17 protein-coding genes are annotated in these 23,452 nt (G+C 57.0%); all 17 read right to left on the reverse strand.

Annotated features, from left to right (window positions below):
- Positions 1-6: 6 nt before the first annotated feature.
- Entirely contained in the window at positions 7-1,041 is a 1,035-nt protein-coding gene (gene rlmN / locus HMPREF2890_RS04710; RefSeq protein WP_210394762.1) for a dual-specificity RNA methyltransferase RlmN, read from the reverse strand.
- Positions 1,038-4,364, reverse strand: coding sequence for a UvrD-helicase domain-containing protein (locus HMPREF2890_RS04715; RefSeq protein WP_070466079.1), 3,327 nt, complete (start codon positions 4,362-4,364; stop codon positions 1,038-1,040). Before HMPREF2890_RS04715 ends, rlmN begins: the two co-directional genes overlap by 4 nt.
- The gene (locus HMPREF2890_RS04720) at positions 4,364-4,714 is read right to left on the reverse strand and encodes a translation initiation factor (RefSeq protein ID WP_070466081.1); all 351 of its coding nucleotides are present in this window, start codon (positions 4,712-4,714) and stop codon (positions 4,364-4,366) included. The genes HMPREF2890_RS04715 and HMPREF2890_RS04720 overlap by 1 nt, the downstream gene beginning before the upstream one ends.
- A complete protein-coding gene (locus HMPREF2890_RS04725) occupies positions 4,701-6,386 on the reverse strand; it encodes a S41 family peptidase (RefSeq protein WP_070466084.1) in 1,686 nt (561 codons plus the stop codon). Before HMPREF2890_RS04725 ends, HMPREF2890_RS04720 begins: the two co-directional genes overlap by 14 nt.
- Positions 6,387-6,883: 497 nt before the next feature.
- Positions 6,884-9,022, reverse strand: coding sequence for an ATP-dependent zinc metalloprotease FtsH (gene ftsH, locus HMPREF2890_RS04730; protein ID WP_070466086.1), 2,139 nt, complete (start codon positions 9,020-9,022; stop codon positions 6,884-6,886).
- Positions 9,023-9,066: 44 nt separating this feature from the next.
- Entirely contained in the window at positions 9,067-9,444 is a 378-nt protein-coding gene (gene rsfS, locus HMPREF2890_RS04735) for a ribosome silencing factor (RefSeq protein WP_070466089.1), read from the reverse strand.
- Positions 9,445-9,477: 33 nt separating this feature from the next.
- A complete protein-coding gene (gene rlmD, locus HMPREF2890_RS04740; RefSeq protein WP_256387637.1) occupies positions 9,478-10,905 on the reverse strand; it encodes a 23S rRNA (uracil(1939)-C(5))-methyltransferase RlmD in 1,428 nt (475 codons plus the stop codon).
- A 346-nt stretch (positions 10,906-11,251) separates the two neighbouring features.
- The gene (locus HMPREF2890_RS04745; protein ID WP_148130677.1) at positions 11,252-11,737 is read right to left on the reverse strand and encodes a hypothetical protein; all 486 of its coding nucleotides are present in this window, start codon (positions 11,735-11,737) and stop codon (positions 11,252-11,254) included.
- A 26-nt stretch (positions 11,738-11,763) separates the two neighbouring features.
- Positions 11,764-12,177: a hypothetical protein gene (locus HMPREF2890_RS04750; protein WP_070466095.1), complete on the reverse strand. Its 414-nt coding sequence runs from the start codon at positions 12,175-12,177 to the stop codon at positions 11,764-11,766.
- A gap of 77 nt (positions 12,178-12,254) precedes the next feature.
- Complete coding sequence (locus HMPREF2890_RS04755) at positions 12,255-12,824, reverse strand: RNA polymerase sigma factor (protein WP_083289805.1); 570 nt, start codon at positions 12,822-12,824, stop codon at positions 12,255-12,257.
- A 13-nt stretch (positions 12,825-12,837) separates the two neighbouring features.
- Positions 12,838-14,913 (reverse strand): HD family phosphohydrolase, encoded by a 2,076-nt coding sequence (locus tag HMPREF2890_RS04760; protein WP_070466208.1) that lies wholly within the window; start codon positions 14,911-14,913, stop codon positions 12,838-12,840.
- 141 nt (positions 14,914-15,054) lie between these two features.
- Positions 15,055-15,954, reverse strand: coding sequence for a bifunctional 5,10-methylenetetrahydrofolate dehydrogenase/5,10-methenyltetrahydrofolate cyclohydrolase (locus HMPREF2890_RS04765; RefSeq protein ID WP_070466098.1), 900 nt, complete (start codon positions 15,952-15,954; stop codon positions 15,055-15,057).
- Between the two features lie 36 nt (positions 15,955-15,990).
- Positions 15,991-17,343, reverse strand: a complete 1,353-nt coding sequence (gene ffh, locus HMPREF2890_RS04770; RefSeq protein ID WP_070466100.1) for a signal recognition particle protein — start codon at positions 17,341-17,343, stop codon at positions 15,991-15,993.
- A gap of 279 nt (positions 17,344-17,622) precedes the next feature.
- Positions 17,623-20,190 carry a peptidase associated/transthyretin-like domain-containing protein gene (locus HMPREF2890_RS04775; RefSeq protein WP_070466102.1) on the reverse strand — a complete coding sequence of 856 codons (2,568 nt, stop codon included), beginning with the start codon at positions 20,188-20,190 and terminating at the stop codon, positions 17,623-17,625.
- Positions 20,187-20,999: a GLPGLI family protein gene (locus HMPREF2890_RS04780; RefSeq protein WP_070466104.1), complete on the reverse strand. Its 813-nt coding sequence runs from the start codon at positions 20,997-20,999 to the stop codon at positions 20,187-20,189. The genes HMPREF2890_RS04775 and HMPREF2890_RS04780 overlap by 4 nt, the downstream gene beginning before the upstream one ends.
- An 11-nt stretch (positions 21,000-21,010) precedes the next feature.
- Positions 21,011-22,012, reverse strand: a complete 1,002-nt coding sequence (locus HMPREF2890_RS04785; protein WP_070466105.1) for a type I phosphomannose isomerase catalytic subunit — start codon at positions 22,010-22,012, stop codon at positions 21,011-21,013.
- Between the two features lie 5 nt (positions 22,013-22,017).
- Positions 22,018-23,452 (reverse strand): alpha amylase C-terminal domain-containing protein (locus HMPREF2890_RS04790; protein ID WP_070466210.1); only part of this gene is annotated, 1,435 nt, incomplete at its 5' end.

Here is a 23,452-nt window from a genome sequence, read left to right on the forward strand (position 1 = left end):
CGGTGACTACGAGAGTGGCTTAAGTGTGGAGAGCATACCACATGCGGCGTCAATGTCCTGACCGCGCGAGCGACGTATCGTGGCGATGACGCCGTGATCATTGAGGTAGTCGGCAAATTGCTCGATGACCTCCCTCCGGGACGAGTGATAGGGTAGTCCCTCGATCGGGTGGTAGGGGATAAGATTGACCCGAGACCTGAGTGGGCGGATCAGCTCCACCAGTGCCTTGGCGTGGCGGAGGTCGTCATTGAGCTCACCGAAGACGATGTACTCAAAGGATAGTCTCCGCTGACCGGAGAAGTCGTACTTGCCCAAGGTCTCGATTACCTCCTCGATGGGAAAGAGCCCCTCCACAGGCATTATCTCCGCCCGCTCCTCGGGGAAGGGGCTGTGCAGACTAACGGCAAGATTGGCTCTCTGCTCCTCAAGGAAGCGTGTCAGCCCCACTCGGGGACCGACCGTGCTAACGGTGATCCTCTTAGGGCTCCAGGCAAGCCCGTACTCAGCGGTCATGATCTCCAACACGGAGGCGACCACCTTGTAGTTATCCAGTGGCTCACCCATACCCATAAAGACGACGTTGGTGAGGGAGTCAAAGTGGGGAGCACTGAGCACTTGATTGATCACATCAGCTGCGGTGAGGTGCCCGTGAAATCCCATCTGCCCCGTGGCGCAGAAGCGACATCCCATCCGACATCCCACCTGTGAGGAGATACAGAGTGTCGCACGACCGTCCTCCTCCGGGATATAGACGGTCTCAAAGGTCTGCTCCGGACGATCCTGCTTGCGGAAGAGGTACTTCTCCGTCCCATCTCGGGACACCTGCGTGAGAGCGACCGGGCAGCGACCGATGGTGCAGCAGGCATCTAACTTTGTGCGGAGAGCCTTCGGGAGATTGGTCATCTCGTCGAGGGTGGTGGCTCTCTTGACGTATAGCCACTCAGCGAGCTGCTTTGCCCGATACTTTGGCTCCCCGACCTCCTGCACAAGGGCGATAAGCTCGTCTAAAGTCAGTCCCAGTAATGTTCTTTTACTCATCAGCACACCTTGATTATCCCATCAGGACTGCGAAGGTACCACAAATATCCGGTCACCTCGTCCACGCCACTGCTGCGGAGCTGGTCGACATAGTGCCTGACCTGTCGGCGATAAGCCTCAGACACAGGGCCCAGGTCGCCCAGCTTGTAGTCTATGACCACACCGTGGAGCGTCCCGTCGCTTGCTCTCTTGAGTACTACCCGATCCGGTCTCTGCTCCCTACCATAGCCTTGGTCATAGAGGGTCGACTCCGTGCGGATGATCGCCTTTCCATAGGATGGAAACCATTCGGAGTAGGTGGGATCATCCATCGCGGTGGTGAAGTTGTTGAGGAGCGTCTTGTAGTCCTCCTCGTTGATCCTGCCGGTGTTGCTGAGATTCTGGAGCAGGGGGGCAAAGTCATCAGCGGTATACACTGATGAGAGGAGACCGTGCATCAGTATGCCGAAGTCAGTCTTCTCATCCGCATACTTATCTCGTACCTTCAGGTCTTTAAGGTCGACGATGCTGACGAGGCTGTCGAGGGTTACCTGACCACAGCTCGTCGAGGTCGACTCCTCCTTATGTCTCCGTGGCTTCTCCTCTACGTTGCTTCGCCACACCGATATGCCCTGCTGCTCCTCTGTGATAAGATCACCCTTGAGGTTGTCTAAGACAGCCATACGATCCAGGATGATATCATTTATCCTGGTTGTCGTGCTTTTTTGAGGCTTTGGCTCAGTGAAGACATAGAGCTCGCTCTTGGCCCTCGTGAAGGCAACATACAGGAGATTAAGCATCTCCATATAGAGTGCCTCTCTCTCTGCCTCATAGATAGGTGCCAGGTCACTCGCCAACCCTCGCTTCTTATCATTTAGATCAATCAGGTAGATGCCCGACTTCACCACTGAGGACAGCTCAGGATAGTCCTTATCAGGGATCCGGATCAGGCGGAGATCCCTCTTGTTTTCATTCAGTTTGTAGATGTCCCAGTTGGCGAATGGGAGTATGACGATGGGGAACTCAAGCCCCTTTGCTTCGTGTATCGTCAGGACATTGATGCGATCCAGCTCACCGCTTCCCATATCGATCTTAGCCTTCTTTATGTTCTGCTCCAGCCAGTCGTCAAACTGCCGGATCGTCAGATCCGGACTTCGCCTGCTGTAGGTGTATGCCAGGTCGATGAAGGAATTGACATAGAGCTTTTCCTCGACAGGCAGCTCTCCGAGGAGATTAATGGCTCTGAGGAGGAACTCATACACCGACAGACCGGTGGTGGAGAGCTTCATAAGACTATCGTAGAGCTGCTCTGCTCTCTCCGTATCGCCCTCAGGCTTACTACTCTGTATATAGGACTGGATCATCAGTCTCAGTAGATTCTCGCTCTGAGGAGAGGCGGTCGAGAGTGCCCTGATCAGGGTCCTGAGGAGACGGACTATGACAGAGCTAGTCAGGCTGAGAGCACCCTTGCTTACAAAGGCATACTGCCCTGCCTGATCTCCCTCCTCGGCAGCCCACTTGGTAAGCCACGTGGCGACTTCTTCGCACTTGCTGTTTGATCGCGAAAGGATCGCGATGTCCCCCGGCTTATATCCGCGGGCGAAGAGATCCACAAGGTGGTTGTGGAGGTAAGTCTTTACATCAGGTATACTCTCATCCTTTTTATTATCTGGTAGGACGGAGACCTCAATGTACCCGGCGCGGGAGGCTTTCTTATGATCGGGGACTTCTTGCTTCACATTATCCCTCTCATATACCATCTTGTGGAGCCTGGTCAGGTCGGTATCGTAGTCCTCTGTGTAGTAGCCATTATAATTATAGATGTCTGCAAAGAACTCGTTATTAAAGGTGATGATCCTCTCGTCGCTCCGCCAGTTTGTGGGCAGATTGATGACCTGATCGGTTTCGCCAGATCCTTTTTTGATCTCATCCACCAGGTTGATGAAGTTGCTACTCTCTGCCCCGCGGAAGGCATAGATGCTCTGCTTGGCATCACCGACGACGAAGTTCTCGTGTCCACTGCTTCGAGCTTCATTGATGAGTGGCTCAAAGTTGGACCACTGCAGCTTGGCCGTGTCCTGAAACTCGTCAATCACGTAGTGGTGCAGTCGCACGCCCACACGGTCGTAGACAAAGGGGGTGTCGTCTCCGTCTATGATCTGATCAAGGAGCTGATTAACCCTGGGGATGAGGAGCAGGTGATTCTGATGCTCATACTCCTCGATCGACTTGGCGATCTCTGCCAGTATGGGGATATAGTCCAAGTAGTCCAGTAGCAGTCGGGCGGCTAGGTACTCCTTGACCTCTTTATCATCCGGGAAGCAATTAAGAACGTCACCTATTAGCTTAGAGATTTCTTTTGTTCTTTCTTCCGTTTTCTCATTGACCTTCCATTCCTTGATTAAGCTCTTGGAGATTCGCTTTGTTGGATCGGTGCTGCAGAAGGCTTTAATGAGTTCATCAATAGAGCTCAACCTCTTGACTTTTTCTACTAGCTTGTTTGGTCTAAGCTCTATTAGTCTCTTGCCATATTCTACAGCTTTACTTAGGTCTGGCTCGTACTTGTCGACTACTCCTGTGAGGTATTGTTGGTTTTGACTTACGAGCTGTTGTGCTTTTTGGCTTAGGAGGTCGGACTTGATCTGCTCCCACTCATTGCCATTGATGAGGTGCTTAGCGATGTCAGCGATTTCCTTGAAGGGGTCCACCTGTTCGTCCGTGCCGATAGACTCGGTCTGGAGTCTTCTGACCACTTCCGAGATGTTGCTGTAGGTATTAGCATCCATCTCGAGCTTTAGGTTATCGATGGCAAGGCTGATCGCCTCCTCGACATTCAGCTCAATCTGGTACGACCCGGAGAAACTCTGACCGGTGATCTCGCGGCGCAGACCCCGCAATACCTCTTGGAAGAAGGAGTCGATGGTCCGGACATTGAAGTGGCTGTAGTCCTCAAGGATCTGCTTTACAGCGTGCTCGCTAAGGCGTGGCAGGTCGGTACTCAGCTCCTTCACTGTCTTGCCGACCAGACCGCTCAGCTCCTTGATGACATCCTTGGAGATTCCCGTGATCTCATCCCCCTGCTTCACCTCGCTCAGGCGGATCAGCTCGCGGAGGATCCTCTGCTTGAGCTCCAGGGTCGCTTTCTTCGTAAAGGTGACGCCCAGGATACCCTGGAAACCGAAGTTGTACGGTTTCTCCTTCGACTCGGTTACATCACGGTCCCCTGAGCGGTCTGAGAGTGGGGTGTAGTGATTAAGAAAAAGGAGCAGCAGGAATTCCTTGACCAAGCTGTACGTCTTGCCGCTTCCTGCCGAGGCAGAGTAGACCGTGAGTGTCTTCCTATCCATTACTTTCCTGTCGTCTGCTTATATCCCATCTCTCTCAGGAGAGAGGCTACTCTCTCGACCACCTCTCCCTGGAGGATCACCTCTCCCTCCTTGACACTCCCCCCGATGCCACACTTTGCCTTTAGCTCCTTGCTCAGCTCCTCCAGGTCGGACGATCGCCCGACAAAGCCGGTGATCAGTGTCACCGTCTTCCCCTTGCGTCCCTTCCGCTCCATATGGACGTGGAGCCGCTGCTCACTGGGGGAGAGCGTCTCCTCCTCACTGCCGAGGGTGATCCCCTCGAGGAGTGATGCCATAGTCTCCTTGCCGGTCGAGTAGACCAGACCGCCCTCGCCCTTACTCCTTGCCATCGCTCCGGCCCTTAGGCGTGAGTAGGTCTCGATAGCTCTTACGATCCCCGAGGACTCGCACTGCCTCCTTAAGTGATGGATCCGTCTCCATCATCACCGCATAGTACCCTTGGGATCCAAAGAAATGCATCGCCATCTCCCCTCGCAGCATGTCCAGTACCAGCTGCTTATGTGGGGCAATATCTCTGCGGAGCGAGGGGCTGAGCTTAGCCCGCAAGGCGTCAAACTCTGCCTTACTCCCCTCGGCATAGCCCTCGTAGTCGGCAAGCTCTCTCAGCTGGTCAAGTGCCTTGGCGCTCATCTCACCATACCGGAAGTCCCCCGCCTCGAGGGTGTCTAAGAGTGCCTCATACTCAGCATCGCTGATCACGATGTCGCGGTAGCTCGATGGTGTCGGACGACCGGAGACTAAGTGTCCGGCGTACCTGAAGAGTGCCCCCTTGCGTGACATGGAGAGGATAGGCTCAGTCAGTATCTCGTCCTCGATCTTGATATCCGGGCGGATGCCACCCCCATCCCGCACGATGCGACCGGCAGCGGTGTGGAAGGTCTTGGTGAGGCTGTCCGGGACGGCAGCCACCGAGCCATCGGGATTTCGGTGGCTGTAGTCCAGCTGCTGGATGCACCTCCCGCTCGGGATGTAGTATCGCGCTACCGTCACCTTGAGGATGCCATTGTATGGGGTGGGGCGTGTCGACTGCACGAGACCCTTCCCGAAGCTCTTACTCCCTATCAGGACTGCTCTGTCCAGGTCCTGCAATGACCCAGCAACGATCTCACTTGAGGAGGCAGAGGAGCCGTTGATCAGCACCGTCAGGGGGAGGTCAAGGCTTACCGGGTCTGTGGTCGTGCGATACTCCTGACCGGACTGCGGTAGCCTCCCCTTGGTCTCCATGACCTTAGTCCCCTTGGGGACAAACATCCCCACGATATCTATCGCTCCATCCAGCACACCACCGGTATTTCCCCTGAGGTCCAGCACCAGCCCCTTGAGCTTGCCCGAGCTGCTCAGTCGCTCGTAGGCGCGCCGCACGTCAGCCGCACTCTTGTCGGTAAAGGAGCTGAGCCGGATATATCCTATGCGATCGCCATAGATGGCGCTGTAGACCACCTGATCCACCACCACATTGGCGCGCGAGAGGGTCTTCTCTACCGGCTTCGTCGCGCCGACAGGTAGGATGCTCACCCTCACATCGGTCCCTACGGGACCCTTCAGCTTATCACTGATCATAGAGGCGGTGCCGGGCACCACGCTCTTCCCGTCGATCTCGAGGAAGGCGTCTCCGCTCCGGAGACCCGCCTTGGCTGCCGGAGAGCCCGGCATAGGCTCCCGCACGTAGACCACCGAGTCCACCTGCAGGATGTAGGCGCCGATACCGCCATACTCCCCTGTGGTCATGAAGGCGAAGTCAGCCCGGTCTGACTCGGGGAAAAAGTTGGTGTAGGGGTCCAGCTGAGAGAGCGTCATATTCAGTCCCTGAGCGGACACCTTCTCCATATCGAAGGTGTCCACATAGAGTGTCGAGACATTACCGAGGACGCTCCTGTATATATCGATCGCCCTGGAGGTGGCGAGCTGAGGATCTGTAGGGGTCTTGTCGCTCTGGGCGACAGCAGAGAGGCAAAGCCCGGAGAGCAAGCCTGCAGTAAGTAGGGATAATATTTTATTCATCTGAGGTAACACGACTTGGTGTCATAGTCATATAGGATAGACACAAAGTTCCACTTTTTCCCCCACCTTCCCAAACAAAAGCGCGCCTAATACCGGTAAAAGAATTCTCTAATATCGGTATTAGAGTTCACTAATATCGGTATTAGAGAATTCTTTTCCCGGTATTAGAAATGCCGTATATCCCGGGTCTGATTGTCAGACTATTACGAAGTGACTCTTTGGGGTCTCAAGAGAGGGACGAAGGTGGAGGAATTTCGTGGGGTATGTAGACCTATTAGGAGGCTTCGGTGCCCTCACTGAGTGATGGCGATCATCGGGGGCGGTTTGGTCTCTCACTATGGATGGTCGCGGTGCCGGCAGGGTGTGTGCGCGTCTTTATCAGTCCACCTGATCCGGTGACGTAAGGGGCAAAAAAAAGAGATCGAGTCTCCCTTGTCCGGAAGGGACAAGGGAGACTCGATCTCTTGCGCTAAGTGTGATTAGAGCGGTGCCGCTAATCAGTCTCCGCAGGAGTCCGCCCCGAGGATGCCGGAGTCGTGGACCTGCTCGCTGCAGGAGTCCTCCTCCTCAGTCTTAGAGGAAAAGGGTGGGGGTGGGGGAGTGGATCTGCCCTCTGAGGGCGTGCTCTTAGGCTCGTCAGAGGGGTGGTCGGGTGTCTCGGTCTCGTGAGGGGTCTCCTCCTTACCCTCGCTTCCCTGCTCCTCCGCATCCCTAAGCAGCTCCTCAGCTCGGGAGTCCCATGGACGCTTGCCGAGGATCTTCTCCACATCCTCGGTGTAGATCACCTCGCGCTGGAAGAGCAGGTCTGCCATCTCGTGGTGACCCTTCTCCTCCTCCCGCAGGATCTTCTTGGCTCGCTCATACTGCTCCGCGATGATGCTCCGGATCTCTTGGTCGATCAGTCGGGCTGTCTCGTCGCTGTAGGGTTTGGTAAAGTTGTACTCACCCTGATTGTCCTGATAATTGACATTCGGGATCTTGTCGCTCATGCCGTAATTGACCACCATCGCCTGCGCCATGCGGGTCACCTTCTCGAGGTCGTTGGAGGCACCCGTGGAGATGTGCCCTATGAAGAGCTCCTCAGCTGCACGGCCACCAAGGGTCGCACACATCTCGTCCTCGATCGCTTCCTTGGGGACGATCTGCCGCTCCTCAGGCATATACCAGGCGGCTCCGAGCGCGCGCCCTCTCGGTACGATGGTTACCTTGACGAGCGGATTGGCATAGCGGAGGCGCCAGCTGATGGTGGCGTGACCCGCCTCGTGGATGCAGATCATCTTCTTCTCCGACTTGGTGATGATGGCACTCTTCTTCTCCAGTCCACCGACAACGCGGTCGACAGCGTTGGAGAAGTCGACAGCCTCCACGGCATTCTTGGACTCACGGGCGGCGATCAGTGCCGCCTCATTGCAGACGTTGGCAATGTCTGCCCCGGAGAATCCCGGCGTCTGGCGAGCCATCTTATCCGGATCCACGTCGGGCGCCAGCTTGAGCCCCTTCATGTGGACGAGGAAGATCTCCTTCCGCTCATTGAGGTCAGGCAGGTCGATGTAGATCTGTCGGTCAAAGCGGCCGGCACGCATCAGCGCCTTGTCGAGGATGTCGGCACGGTTGGTAGCCGCCATGACGATGACTCCGCTATTGGTGTCGAAGCCGTCCATCTCCGTCAGCAGCTGATTGAGGGTATTCTCTCGCTCGTCGTTGCCTCCAAAGCCGGCATTCTTTCCCCTCGCCCGCCCGATGGCGTCGATCTCATCGATGAAGATGATGCAGGGGCTCTTCTCCTTTGCCGTGCTGAAGAGATCCCGCACGCGGCTGGCTCCCACACCGACAAACATCTCGACGAAGTCTGAGCCGCTGAGGGAGAAGAATGGCACGCCTGCCTCACCGGCAACAGCCTTGGCGAGGAGTGTCTTGCCGGTCCCGGGAGGCCCTACGAGGAGTACGCCCTTGGGGATCTTACCGCCGAGGTGGGTGTAGCGCTTCGGCTCCTTGAGGAAGTGAACCACCTCCATCACCTCTTGCTTGGCACCATAGAGGCCGGCAACGTTGTCAAAGGTGGTCTTCACCTTTGTCTCCGGATCAAAGAGCTGAGCCTTCGACTTGCCGACATTCATCACACCGCCACGACCGCCCATCCCAGAGAAGCCTCTCATCATCCAGATCCAGAAAACGACCAGGAGGAGGAAGGGTAGGGTCTGGAGGAGGATGGTCCAGATGCTGATGCTCTGATTGACGTACGAGATCTCTGTGGAGATCGGCTTGTCGGAGCTCTTGATCCTCTGATAGATGTCGTTGAAGGCTGTCGCCCCCGGCATCTCAGATGTGACCTGGGTGGCACCGAGGAGGCGCGGGCGGGTCTGCTTGACTTGCTCGGCCGGTATGATGCCGAGATCGACGAGACGTCCCTCCTTACCCTGGCGGAGGGTGGCATCCACCTTCCCCTTAGAGGAGTAGACGGTGATGGACTCAAAGGCATTATCCTCCATCAAGGTCTGGAAGTCAGACCACTTGACGGAGCGGGCGGAGTTATTGTCACCGAAGAAGTAGAGCCCCAGGATCACCATCATGATGATCATGAAGATCCAGCCGATATTGATATTTGGCTTGCGCTTCGGGTTGCCTCTCTGAGGCATGGCTTTATTTGGCATACGAGTGGATCATTTTGCTGTAATACATCTCAGGCTTCGTCCTCCAGTCGGGTCATATCGGCATCCTCCCACATCTGCTCGAGATGGTAGAAGGTGCGGAGCTCCGGCGTGAATAGGTGGACCATCGCATCGACATAGTCCATGGCAATCCACTCCCCGCTCCCCTTGTGGACGCGGATGGGACGCTCACCGGCCTGCTCCTCCACCACCTCACGGACCGACTCCTCGAGAGTGCTGATGCCTGTGGGGCTGTTGCTCTCAGCGATGATCATATAGTCGGTGGGTCGATCGTGCAGGCGGTGCAGGTCGAGAATGGTGATGGCGTGTCCTTTCTTGGCCCTGAGGCCCTCTACGATACTGTGGACTAGCGCTTCCGTGCGCTCGTGTGTGGTGGTCGAAGTTGTCAAAAGTCGGGATGTATTGAAATAAAATGGTGTGACTTACTTACGGACGAGGAGGACAACGTTTTCGACATGGTGCGTCTGCGGAAACATATCCACCGGCTGCGTCACGGCAACGGTGTACTCCTCCTGAAGAGTCTGCAAATCTCGTGCCTGACTGGCGGGATTGCAACTCACGTAGACGATGCGGTCGGGGTGAGCATGCAGGATCGTCTGCAGCACATCGGGGTGCATGCCGGCTCGAGGCGGATCGGCGATGATTACATCGGGTCGCCCGTGGGACGAGACAAAGTCATCGGTTAGGATATCCTTCATGTCACCGGCGTAGAAGTCAAGGTTTGTCAGGCCATTGAAGTCCGCATTGAGCCTCGCATCCCGGATGGCCTCCTCGACGTACTCGATGCCGATCACGTGTGCGGCCTGACGAGAGACGAAGGAAGCGATGGTGCCGGTGCCGGTGTATAGGTCGTAGACCATCTCCTTGCCGGTGAGCCCGGCCAGATCGCGCACTACGGAGTAGAGACGGTAGGCCTGGCGACTATTGGTCTGGAAGAAGGACTTGGGTCCCACCTTGAAGTGCAGCCCCTCCATCTCCTCGACGATATAGTCTCTGCCGGAGAAGGACTTCACCTCAAGCCCGTCGAGGGTGTCGTTGCCCTTTGTATTGATCACATAGAGGAGGGAGGTGATCTCGGGGAATGCCTCTCTCAGCGCGCTCAGTAGGGCAGTGCGCCGCTCCTCATCCTCCTCTCCGAAAGCGATGACCAGCATCACCTCGCCCGTGGAGGAGATCCGTAGCATCATCGTCCGCATCAGCCCCACCTGCTCTCTCAGATCAAAGAAGGTGTACCCCTCATGCGTGAGGCAGTAGTGACGGATGAAGTTTCGGATCCGATTATTCAGGTCATCCATCAGGTGACACTCCCGGATGTCCAAGACCTTGTCGAAGCGTCCCGGGATGTGGAAGCCCACGCCTCGCCGCTCATCGACCGCCTCACCATCCAGCAGGTCGCGCTCCTCTTCGGTGATCCAGCGGGAGGAGGAGAAGGTGAACTCGAGCTTATTGCGGTACCCCAGCTCCCTCTCGCAGCCCAGTATGGGGCGCTGCTCCCCGATCGTCACCTTGCCGATACGGGTCAGCTGGTCATAGACCTGCTGCTCCTTGGCCTGCAGCTGCATCTCGTAGGGCACATGCTGCCACTTGCAGCCACCGCAGAGTCCGAAGTGGGGGCATACCGGCTCTCTCCGCCGATCCGATGGGGTGACTAAGCGGTCGATCAGCCCCTCCGCATGGGAGTGCTTGCTCCTCGTAATAAGTAGGTCGGCCACATCTCCCGGAGCGCTGTATGGCACAAAGACCACACGCCCGTCCTCTAAGTGACCGACACACTTCCCCTCGGCCGCCATCTTCTCGATGATGATGCCGGGAGCGATCACTCTCTTTTTCTCTCTTTTCTTAGCTTTCACAATGGGTTATCTCAGGGGGGTAATACCTACTGTAGACCGATAGCAAGGTCTGCGGGTAAGGCAGGGGCAAATGTACGCAATTTGAGACTGTTGCACGAAGGCGATCTGCTGCGTTGCTTTCGGAATTCGGTCTCGGTCACGTACGTGAGTACGCTCCTTTCGGTCTCATCCTCAGCGCCTTGCATCTCATCCTTCGTGCAAAGTCTCAGCACATTTGAAACAAATGTGCGAGAATGCACTTCGTGCAACATTCTCATTTTAATGCTTAGGTATGTGCAAAAAAAGCCCAGCCCGGCAGCATCGGAGTAAACCGGCTGCCGGGCTGGGATTAGTGGTGGGGCGAAGACTATAACTCCCCTTGCCTCGTGGAGATGTCTTGCTTGAAGTCCTTGATGGCGATGTAGATCTCACCCAACTTCTTATTCTGGAAATAGGGCTTGAGAGATAGGTAGAGCCGTAAGCGACACTTCTTCAGCTCAACATCGAGATTGAGCACCTTCTCAAGCGTCTTCCCATATTTGTAGTCGCTCAGGTCCCCATTCTCAAGCAGGTCAAGGAGCTCAGCTCGCTCCTTCCAGAGGATCATCTTCTTGCGGTCATAGCGTGCCAGCTCAGTGTCCAGAGCCTTAGCCTCGTCGGCTGTAAGCTTACAGGTCCGGGTCACATAGGCAACGCACTCCTTCCGTATCTGATCTGCCATAGGAGTCTGTGTCGTGGGGCCGGCAGATATCGGCTGTGGCGCCAGTTGCACCATGCCACTGCCGTGAGCCTTTCCGAGCGACAGGGGGAGGAGAACAAAGAGGAATATCAGGGTGAGAATTAGTCTATTCATAGGGATGATGTGGGTAGACTGTGAGATCAGAGACCGCTATAGGTGACGTGTAGGTAATAGTCGTCCGCCAAGTCCTCCGAGAGGTAGTCCTCGTAATCTTGGTCGCTATACTGCTCGTAGCGCTCCAGGTCGTTACTACGTCCCGAGAGTGTTGTCTCCTCGTCCTGGATCTTTATGATGCCTGTGGTGTAGATCAGCGGGATGGCAAGTAGCACGGCTACCACCGAGGCGACAGCTATGTAGAGGCTCTTGCGGGATCTGCGTCTCTCGCTCCGGTCGCGGTGACTCAATCGCTCCTCCACCTGCTCTATCGTCTCGATCCGTTGCTTGACACGATCCGCCAGTCCCTCAAAATACCCATCAGGGACGGAGAAGTGCCTTGCGGGATCAAGCGGCTTGATGATATTACGGCTCCTCAGGGGAGTTTTCTTGATGCTCATACTTATGTGAAAGACGATTCTAATGGTATCTCCTCGTACCTCAGTACAATTATAGGATCCTCAGTGGGGGCAAAAGTTTAATCCTCATCCTCTACCACGCCGAGGTACTTATACAGCTTCTGAGTGGCATGGTGGTAATTCGCCTTGAGCGCCCCGACGCTGGTGCCGGTGATCTCAGAAATCTCGGCATAGGGTAGCTCCTCAAAGTACCGCAGCTCAAAGGTTGTCCTCTGCTTCTCAGGGAGCTTATCTATCGCCTCCATCAGCCGGATCTCCGCCTCGTCGCCATCGAAGTAAGGGTCGCTGGTCAGCGTCTCTGCAAGACTGTAGGTGTCGGTCTCTATGGGCAACTGACGCTCTGGGCGGTTTCTCCTCAGGAGCGAGCGTGCTTCATTGAGTGCGATGGTGTACATCCAGGTGGAGAGCTTGGACTTGCCCTCGAAGTGACCAAGGTTTTTCCATACCTTGATCAGCGTATTCTGCAGGGCGTCATTGGTGTCATCGTGGGTGATGAGCACACGACGGATCACGGCATAGAGCATCGGTGAGTAGCGGTCAACGATGAGACGGAAGGCCTCCTCTTGGCTCTCCGACTGTTGTGCGAGCTCTACCAGCTCCTCATCGGGTATGTCAGGACTGATCTTCAAGGGAGAGTGGGGCTCACTTGGCCTGAGCAGCCTTAGCCTCCTTATTCAGCTCGGGGTACTTGATCCGAGAGTGATTCATCGTCCGGAGCTTATCGAGGAATACCTGCTTGATCATCTCGATGTCCTTAAGCGTCAGCGGAGTATTTCGCAGGTAACCACCGCTGACTATGCCATCCACGATCTTGTCGATGTGATTGGTGAGGATCTCCTCATTCATCTCCTTGAGGCTTCGGGAGGATGCCTCCACCTGATCGGCCAGCATCATCACGCCCTGCTCCCGGGTCCAGGGGTTGGGCCCCGGGTAGCGGAACATACTCTCGTCCACCACCTCACCCGGGTGCTCATTGCAGTACTGGATGTAGAAGTACTTCGTCATACCGAGACCATGGTGAGTGCGGATAAAGTCAATGATCTGCTCAGGGAGCTTCGCATTGCGAGCCATCTCCACGCCGTCCGTGACGTGGCTGATGATGATCTTGGCACTCTCCTCGGGGCGGAGCTTGAAGTGTGGATTATTCTCCCCGCCCTGGTTCTCCGTGAAGTAGATCGGGTTTTTCATCTTCCCGATGTCGTGGTAGAGCGCACCGGTGCGGGTCAGTTGCACGTTGCCACCGATCTTGGAGATCGCAGCGGTGCTGAGGATAGAGACATTGAGCACGTGCTGGAATGTCCCCGGTGCCACCTCGCTCTCCCTCTTGAGGAGCGGCTTGTTGATGTCGCCCAGCTCCACGAGGCTGATCGGTGTGATGTAGCCAAAGACCTTCTCCACTATATAGAGGAGTGGGTAAGAGAACATTAGGAAGATGAAGCCGATCGCAAAGTACCACACAAGGTTGATGTCAAAGCCGGTCAGCGTCCCCTCCATAGCAAGCGTGTAGGCGGTGTAGACGGTGATCTGGACAAATGGCACCCACACCGCGGAGTAGATCAGGTCGCGCCTCTGAGAAATGTCAGACAGCGTTGCCAGCACGACCGCCCCGCTGATCACCTGGAGTAGGAGGAAGAGAGCGGCATCAGGCACCACGAGGGTGGTGAGGAGCACGGCCGTGATAAAGGTCACGAGGGCGGTGCGCCCGTCCATCACCACGCGTGTCAGGATCAGCACCATGCAGTAGGGGATCACGTAGACCACCATCGGTGAGATCGGAGCAAGTAGGTAGGAGGCAGCAGGAAAGAGAAGCACCTGTAGGAGCAGGAAGAGCCTATTGCGACGCTCACTCATCAAGTCGGGACGGGCTATCCGGAGGTAGAAGTAGAGACCCAGCAGTGTGCCGGCGATCAGAGCCAGCAACCCCAGTCGGACGATCACTATGTCTGACGTGCTGCGGGCATACTCGTTGTAGGCTGACTCATACCCCTTGAGCTTCTGATAGATCTCCGGGGTGACCATCTCGCCAAGACCGACGATCTTCGTCCCCTTGAAGACCACTCCCACCACCTCATTGATCGAGGCGATGCGGGCGTCCGCCATACGGCTCGTCTGGTCGGTGTCGTAGATCACATTGGGCATCAGTAGTGCCGCTAGGTCGGCCTGACGCAGCGTGAGACTGTCCAGTCCCTTAGGGGCCTTGGCTATGATCGAGTCGTACGCCGCCGCCGTCGTGATCAGGTCGGAGAGCTGGCGCTCCCGAGCCACATTGTCCTTGCCGATCACGAAGACCTTGGCGGAGTCTGTGAGCTGCTCCACCTCTGCCGGATCAACCATGCCAAGGTCGTAGAAGTGCTCCAGCTCCCTCAGCAGATAGGCGACGTAGCTGCTATGCTCCATGATCACCCGGGGCAGCTTGGCATCGTGATAGGCCTCGAGCAGCTGATCCTTCTGCTGCCTGTACACCTCTCTATTATAGGAGAAGTAGAGATCCTTGTGTGCCTCTATGTAGGCCTGCTCCTGCTGTACCGCCTCCGGGCTCTTCCGCACCTCGAAGTCGTACGGCGCGATCAGCACATCTTGGTAGCGCCAGGGCTGATTGACCGCATACTTGTACTTGAAGTGTGACTGCCCGCCCGGGTAGCACAGTGCCAAGATCGCCGCCGTAGCAAGGATGGCGACGAACGTCCAAAGGGCGGTGGTGCGATGTACCTTCTTCATATCATCTGATAGACTGGCGAGTGACAAGGAGAGGATGACCGACGGCCGGTGGGGAGTCTCCCGCATGACCTTGGTCATCCCTCTCTCTCCTATGCGTGCATTACATGTGTTCCTTCCCTCGGGGGAAGGGTAGGTCGGGACTTACTTCTCGAGACCCCTATTGCGCCGGGCGGCGAGGAGGGTATTGTGAAGCAGTGCGATGATCGTCATCGGGCCCACACCTCCCGGCACGGGAGTAATGTAGGAGCACTTCGGTGCGACGTTGTCGAAGTCCACGTCACCGCAGAGACGGAAGCCTTTCGCTCTCGAGGCGTCCGGTACGCGGGTCGTACCTACGTCGATCACGACAGCACCCTCCTTGACCATATCGGCCTTGACGAAGTGGGGCTGACCCAGTGCGGCGATGATCACGTCGGCGTGACGGGTGTAGAAGGCGATGTCCTTCGTGTGGCTGTGGCAGACCGTGACGGTCGCATTGCCGGGATTGGCCTTGTGGAGCAGCAGCTGTGCCACCGGCTTACCGACGATGTCGCTCCGGCCCAGCACCACCACGTGCTTGCCGTCGGTGCTGATGTTGTACCGCCTCAGCAACTCGCAGATGCCGAAGGGGGTGGCGGAGACAAAGCCCGGCAGTCCGATGGAGAGCTTGCCGACGTTGGTCGGGTGGAAGCCGTCCACGTCCTTCCTCGGATCGATTGCCTCGATCACCTTTTGCGCATCAATATGCTTAGGCAGAGGCAGCTGGACGATGAAGCCGTCGAGGTCGTCGTCCGCATTGAGCTTGGCGACCTCCTTGAGCAGCTCCTCCTCCGTGATGTCTGCCTCGAAGCGCAGGGTCTCGCTGCGGATCCCGCATGCCTCGCAGGTGAGCATCTTATTGTGTACGTAGGTCTCGCTGCCACCATCGTGGCCGACGAGTACGGCGATCAGTCGGGGAGACTTGTGTCCCTCAGCGACCATCTTCTCCACCTCCGCCTTGATCTCCTCTCTCATCTGCCGATTGATCTCCTTGCCATCGAGCAGTGTGTAGGGTGTTTCCATAATGTTGTGTGACTATTTTGGTAAAAAATGATTATCTCATCTGCCACCTCTCATCTGCTGTCGCATCTGAGCCATAGAGGGAGCGCCCTTGCCACTGAGGCCGAGGCTGCTCATCTTCTTCATCATCTTCTTGGCGGCATTGAATTGCTTGATCAGCCGATTCACCTCCTGTATGTCCTTCCCGCTACCGGCAGCGATACGCTTACGCCGCTCAGCGTTGATGATGTCCGGATTGGCGCGCTCCTCGGGCGTCATCGAGCGGATGATCGCCTCGATCCCGCTAAAGGCGCTGTCGTCTACGTCTAAGTCCTTGATCGCACTGCCGACACCGGGGATCATGGCTAAGAGATCCTTGAGGTTGCCCATCTTCTTGATCTGCTGGATCTGATCAAGGAAGTCGTCGAAGTCAAACTTATTCTTCCTGATCTTGCTCTCCAGCTGGGCTGCCTTCTTCTCATCGTACTGCTGCTCCATCCGCTCCACGAGGGAGACAACATCGCCCATCCCGAGGATGCGGTCCGCCATACGGGTGGGGTAAAAGACGTCGATCGCCTCCATCTTCTCTCCTGTACCGATGAAGAGGATTGGCTTGTCGACTACCGTGCGGATCGAGAGTGCGGCACCGCCGCGGGTATCACCGTCCAACTTCGTCAGGACTACACCGTCGAAGTCAAGCCGATCATTGAATTCCTTGGCCGTATTCACCGCATCCTGTCCCGTCATTGAGTCGACGACGAAGAGGATCTGTGTCGGTCTGACAGCCGCCTTGATATTGGCGATCTCAGTCATCAGCACGTCATCCACGGCGAGACGGCCGGCGGTATCGATGATGATCGTGTCGCGACCATTCATCTTCGCAAAGGCGAGCGCCCGCTCAGCGATTGCCACCGGGTCCTGATTGCCCTCCTCACTGTAGACCGGTATGCCGATCTGAGCGGCGATCACCTTGAGCTGCTCGATGGCGGCAGGGCGATAGACATCCCCGGCCACAAGGAGAGGCTTCAGCCCCTTCTTCTTGTGCAGCATATTGGCGAGCTTGCCGGCAAAGGTGGTCTTACCCGAGCCTTGCAGACCCGACATCAGGATGATATTGGGGTCCGCATCAGTACGCAGCTCCACCTCGGAGCCGCCCATGCAGCGCGTCAGCTCATCATGGACGATCTGGACCAGCTTCTGTCCCGGCTTGATGGAGGAGACTACCTTCTCGCCCACAGCCTTGTCGAGGACGCTCTTCGTAAAGTCGGAGGCGACGGTATAATTGACGTCCGCCTCCAGCAAGGCCTTACGTATGTCCTTGACGGTGTCAGCGACATTAAGTTCGGTGATGGATCCCTCTCCCTTAAGGTTCTTAAAGGACTCAAGAAGTCGGTCCGATATACTTTCAAACATATGTTGTTGCTACTACAAGTACAAGCTATTATTGATTGCGAGCCATCGGCCCGCCCATAACCCTGCAAATCTACCAAAAAAGCATCATCCGTATGCGACTGAGATTCACAGGGAAGTTACCTCACACCTTCTGGGCTATTTCTATTACTGGTAATAGGCGTGACTAATACCGCTAAAAGATTTCTCTATTACCGCTATTAGTTATGACCCTGAAGTCGTGAGAAAAAACTACTCTTGGAATAATTGGGTTGGAGAGGGACGGTGGCAAGGGCTCGGGGCCTACCGCTTGAGGGTAAGAGTAAGAAGCACCTCCCGACCGCGGAGGGTGGTACACCGGCTGCTGCTATTGATACCGTCGGTCCGGCGGTAGTACTCTGAGCGGACGTTGGTCAGGTTGGTGAGGTCGATCTGGAGACGGAGTTTGTCCCTCGTGTAGTAGATCTTGCCGTCGAGGAAGACTTGGTTGATCGGGTCATATAGGGGCGAACTGCTGTAGCGGTGCTGGAGGTCGGCGGATACTCCCCAGTGTGCGCCGAGGAGTAGGGTACCTCGCAGGGTCTGCTCCAGACTCCGGGTGATGAGGTCTGTCGCCCTATCCCCGATGTGGACTCGGGATCGGTCGCTCTCGATGCCATACTCGAGGGTCATCAGCGTGCTTCCCATCCAGTTCAGGGATGCCCCATACGAGAGGTCAGACCCACGATAGGGGATCATGAGTCCCTGCTGGTAGGTGTCGCCCTTGGAGCTGTCCCAGCCTACCGTCCCCTTGAGTGTGATCATCGGTCCAGAGAAGTACTTGGAGAGCTCCGCAGAGAGACCGCCGGAGAGGGCGCTGTGGGCGAGTGGGAGGTAGGAGCGGATCCTCTTGCCCTCCCTGACAGAGAGACGGTAGATCCTCGGTGCGGTCACGTGCCCTCCTCGACCGGTGAGCACATAGGAGAGATCCCACGGCGCTGTCCCCTCCTGTCGGAGCAGTAGGTTGTGCGAGCGTGTCACCCCTTGGTCCGTGATTCCCTCCCGGTAGTCTGTCAGACCGACGCGGATCATGTGCGGGAAGTAGGATGTCAGCTCCGGTCGGCTTGTGCTGAAGCTGTAGATGAGTAGTGTCCTCCCGCCCATCCAGTCATGCCTGATCGAGGAGCTGACGCCGGGGAGGAGGTGTTGCTGTCTCCCTCCGGGGAGATCTTGCAGTCTTGCACTAAGGGCAGGCGTGAGCTTCAGTTCCAGTCCATTACTCTGGTATCGATACTCTACAGAAAGGTTGGAGGTCAGCTCCTTACTGTGGACCTTACGGGGATCCTGCTCTTGCTCCCCGATCCTAAGCTCATAGCTCTCCAGGCCGCCTCTGATCTGTGGGGAGAGCTGATGATGACCTATGGAAAAGGTGCCCTCCAGAGCGAGTGTGGCAGTGAGGTCATCGGACTGCAGCCGATAGGGAGTCTCTCCTGCGAGGGTCATCTCCTGAGGACGGCTGCTGTACCCTATGCCGAGGGCGGCGGTATAGAGATGCCCACCGAGGAGCTTCTTAGCGGTGAGCGAATTGGAGAGCCGGAGGGAGGGGAGGAGCATATCAATGGTGCGAGGCTGACCATTGACGGCAGCGTTGTCCTCGGTGGTGAGGTGGTGGTAGCGGACGGAGAGGATGTCCTTGAGATAGAGCTCCTCCCCATTCTGCTCATAGGTTAGCTCATTCTCTGTCGCGCTGCGTCTCGAGAGGTAGTCGGTGGTCTCTCGGAGGTCGATCGATCCGAGCGCAGGGTCGTAGTAGTGGCTCTCCCTCTCCTCTCTAAGTCGGTTTCGGTCGTGGAATCCGTTGAGATTGATCCGAAGGGTTTCGCTGTCGGACAGGGCGATGAGATGATTGAGGGAGAGGAAGGCGGTCTGATTGTCGCGCCTTCGATCACGTCCGAAGAAGGTGCTGTAGATCTTTCGCTCCGCAAAGAGGTTCTCCGGTCCTCCGGAGAGTTGGTAGGGGTTGAAGACCACCCCCATACCGATGTTTTGTACTCGGGTCTCGAAGATGATGTCGTCGCCGGTATTGTCTCCCTTGGCGACGAGGATGGTCTGCCGCCGGGGCTGGAAGTTCATGAGCGAACCGCTCACCTTGCCGATCGGCGGCCAGCCGCCGACAGCACCGCTTAGGTCCCTGAGCCACCTCTTCTTGGCAGACTCCTTGAGCTTCACATTGAGTGCGGCGCGATCGGACCGGCTTTGCTCTCTGAGCAGCCGGATCGGCTCATGGCGCTCATAGATCTGTACGGAGGCGACATCCTCGGGGCGGATGTTGCGTGAGGCCAGTGTGTAGCGGCTGCCGAGGAGGTCGAGATTCTCTATGTAGAAGCGATTGATGCTTCGTCCCTTGTAGGAGATCATGCCGTCGGCGGAGACGGTGACATCGGGGAGCCGAACGAGCACATCCTCCAGCTTGGTGTCCATCGCTTGGGCAAAGGCGGAGGTGCGGTAGCTGACCGTGTCTCCGTGCTGCTCGATAGCCCTTGCCCGCACCTGCACCTCTGGGAGCTTGAAGTCCTGCCGGTGGAGCAGGATCTCTTTTCCCTCTCTCATGAGGAGGGTGTCTAAGCGAACCACCTCCGTCCGGTAGCCGATCAGTGCGGCGCGGACCGTGAGGTCGGACTTGGAGTCGGGTAGATCGAGACAGAAAGTGCCGTCCTCCCGGCTGATCGTCTGGCGGATCACCTTGCTCTCACCACGGAGGAGAAGGATCTGAACTGTCGATATCCCCTCCCCTGTCTCTGCGTCCCTGACCACTCCACACCACTCCTCAGCGGTGGCAATGGTCAGGGTGAGGGGAAGGAGAAAAAGGAAAAGGAGATGCCTACGGATCACTTAGCTCGCTCGATATACTGGTACGACTTGCGAGAGAGCGCCATCCTGCGAAGGTCCTCCGGGGTCTCTTCAGGTTGGCTGGACACGGGGTAGAGCTTCTTGAGCCAGGCTCGGTTGTTGGTGGCGCACTGATGTAGGGCGTGGAGGACCTCCTTCTTGGACTGTTTCTTGGATGGTGATGAGGCGGTCAAGGGTGAGGGTATGATAGGACGCTCGTCATCGGGGGTGAGGGCAAAGGAGATGAGCGTGAAGTGGAAGAGACTGTCGGTCGTGACCGCCTCTGTCACCAGACCGGGCAGACCGGTGAGCTTCCACGGCCCCACAGGCAGGGGGACATCCGTCGCATAGGAGACGATCCACTCGCGTCCGTAGAGCTTGCCTCTCGCCTGCTTGGAGGGGATGCCATTGACCTCTTTTACCTCGTCTGACAGCTCCCATGTCACGACGGGAAGAGGCTCCTCGTAGTGGATCTGGGTCATGGGATACTCGTATACCGTCCTGGTATTGCCTGCGAGGTCGGTGAAGATACGTGTCCTCTGTCCTCTCGCCATATCTCGTGTCATGGCAACGATGGTGTAAGGATCAAGTCCGGTCTGGAGGAGGGAGTCCTGTACTAACTTCTTTTGGTAGGTATTCTCGCTGACACAGGAGAAGTAGCCTTTCTCAGAATTAAGACGTATGATGTCGTTAGTGACTTTGCCGGTCGTGGCATTCCGCTCTGTGTAGCTGTATAGCGCTGTATATCTCTGTTGTCCTGTCGCGAGGAGCGAGGTGGTTAGGAGGAGAATCAGGGAGAGGAGATATCGCATAGTCTTATGATTTACATAGGTACGTAGACGTCAACGAGGTGGGCCTCGGGGGTGAGGGGGTGGAGGTCGGCGCGGTGCAGCTCGGCGGGGAGCAGGGCGCCGTGTCCCTTGGTGAGGCGGAGCTCGCCGCCATCGGTGGTGATCGCCACCTCGCCCTCCTCGCAGAAGAGGTAGGTGAAAGAGTCACGCTCAGCCACCGGCAGGGCGAAGTCCTTCGTCAGGCGGAGGACAGAGGTGCAGAAGTAGGGGCTGCGGACGAGCGTGACGAGGGCATCCTTCTTCTCCCGGTCATAGGTCGCCTTGCCGTCCCGGTCGACTTCGTAGTTGATCACCTCGACAGCTCGGTCGATGTGCAGCTCACGTGTCCGCCCTTGGGCATCGGTCCGGCCGAAGTCGTAGAGCCGATAAGTGATGTCAGACGCCTCCTGTATCTCAAGGAGCAGGCAGCCGGCACCTATGGTGTGGACCTTACCTGCCGGGAGGTAAAAGACATCTCCCCGCTCGGCGTGGTAGCTGTGGATGTAGTCCATCACAGCATCGCTCTTGACCAGCTCTCGTAGCTGCTCCGGGCTCGTCTCCCTCGACCAGCCGGCGCGGATGGTGGCGTCAGGGGTGGGGTCGAGGAGGTACCACATCTCCGTCTTGCCGCGGGAGTGCTCATGCCCGCGTGCGTAGTCGTCGTTGGGGTGGACCTGCACGGAGAGATCCTGCCGGGAGTCGATGACCTTGATGAGGAGGGGGAAGGAGTCCCCAAAGCGCTCCCTGACGTGATGCCCGAGGAGCCTCTCGCCATACTCTTGGGTGAGCGTCGGTAGATCGACCCCCTTGAGAGGACCGGCGACAACGACCGACTCATCGCCCGGCATCGGTGAGACCTCCCAGCTCTCGCCAATGTCATCGTAGGGAGAGGGCAGTCCTTTGTACTTGAATATTCGGTCACCGCCCCAGATCTTTCGCTTGAAGGGGGCGTCAAAGGTGAGTGGGTAGAGTGGTGTGGATGTGGGGTGAGACATGAGCTTTATTTTGATTTCTTAAGTACAAGAGCGGTACGCGGGGGGAGGTAGAGCTTGAGCCAGCCCTTGCCGTCCTCCATGAAGTGGGGGTCGTACTGAGTGAGGTGTGCCACGGAGTGATCCTGGCGATCGTAGCCGCCAAACCTTGGGTCGTCGCTGTCGAGGACGATCGTGTACTTGCCCGATGGGGCGAGGATGCCGTAGTCGGTGAAGGCGCGTGTGGGGCTGAAGTTGTAGACAAAGACGAGATCCCCACGGGAGTAGGCGAGTACCTGATCCTGGTCCTGGTCCCAGAGCTTGACCACCGGTACTCTCTCAAAGTCGGGGACACTCTTGACGAGCTTGAGCATCGCCTCGTCAAAGTCCTCGAGGAGGCTGTACTTGAGGAAGCCATTCGTGGCTAAGCTCCACTGGCGACGGGCATACTTGTAGCTCCAGCCATTGCCCTCGCGAGGGAAGTCGATCCACTCCGGGTGCCCAAATTCGTTTCCCATAAAATTGAGATACCCGCCATTCATCGTGGTGCAGGTGACAAGGCGGATCATCTTGTGCAGTGCCGTACCGCGGTCCACCGCCTCGGTGTGGTGCGCCCGGTCCATATAGTCGTACATCTCGGCATCGATGAGACGGAAGATGATCGTCTTGTCGCCCACCAGTGCCTGGTCGTGAGACTCGGCGTAGGAGATGCTCTTCTCGTCGCTTCGGCGGTTGGTGGTCTCCCACCAGATGGAGCCGGGGGTCCACTCCTCATCGCGACGCTCCTTGATGATCTTGATCCAGTAGTCGGGGATATTCATCTGTAGGCGGTAGTCAAAGCCGTAGCCGCCGTCCTTCACCGGCACGCCGATGCCCGGCATCCCGCTCACCTCCTCAGCGATGGTAATGGCATCGGGGTAGACCTCGTGGATCAGCTGATTGGCGAGGGTGAGGTACATGATCGCATCGCCATCTTGTCCGCCATTGTAGTAGTCGGAGTAGGTGCAGAAGGCCTGACCGAGACCATGATTGAGGTAAAGCATCGAGGTGACGCCATCGAAGCGGAAGCCGTCGAAGTGGAAGCTCTCGAGCCAGTACTTACAATTGGAGAGGAGGAAGTGGAGCACCTCGTTTTTTCCGTAGTCAAAGCACATTGAGCTCCACGCCGGGTGGATCATCCGCTCGCCACCGTGGAAGTACTGGGTGTAGGTGCCGTCAAAGCGGGCGAGCCCCTCCTCCTCATTCCTCGCTGCATGGGAGTGGACGATATCCATGATGACGAGCAGCCCGAGCCGGTGCGCCTCGTCGATCAGTGCGCGCAGGTCATCCGGTGTACCGAAGCGGGATGAAGGAGCAAAGAAATTGGTCACCTGATACCCAAAGGAGCCGTAGTAAGGGTGCTCCATGATCGCCATGATCTGCAGGGCGTTGTAGCCCTTCTCCTTGATCATTGGCAGCACATTT

The sequence above is a fragment of the Porphyromonas sp. HMSC065F10 genome (assembly GCF_001808555.1).
GTDB lineage: Bacteria > Bacteroidota > Bacteroidia > Bacteroidales > Porphyromonadaceae > Porphyromonas_A.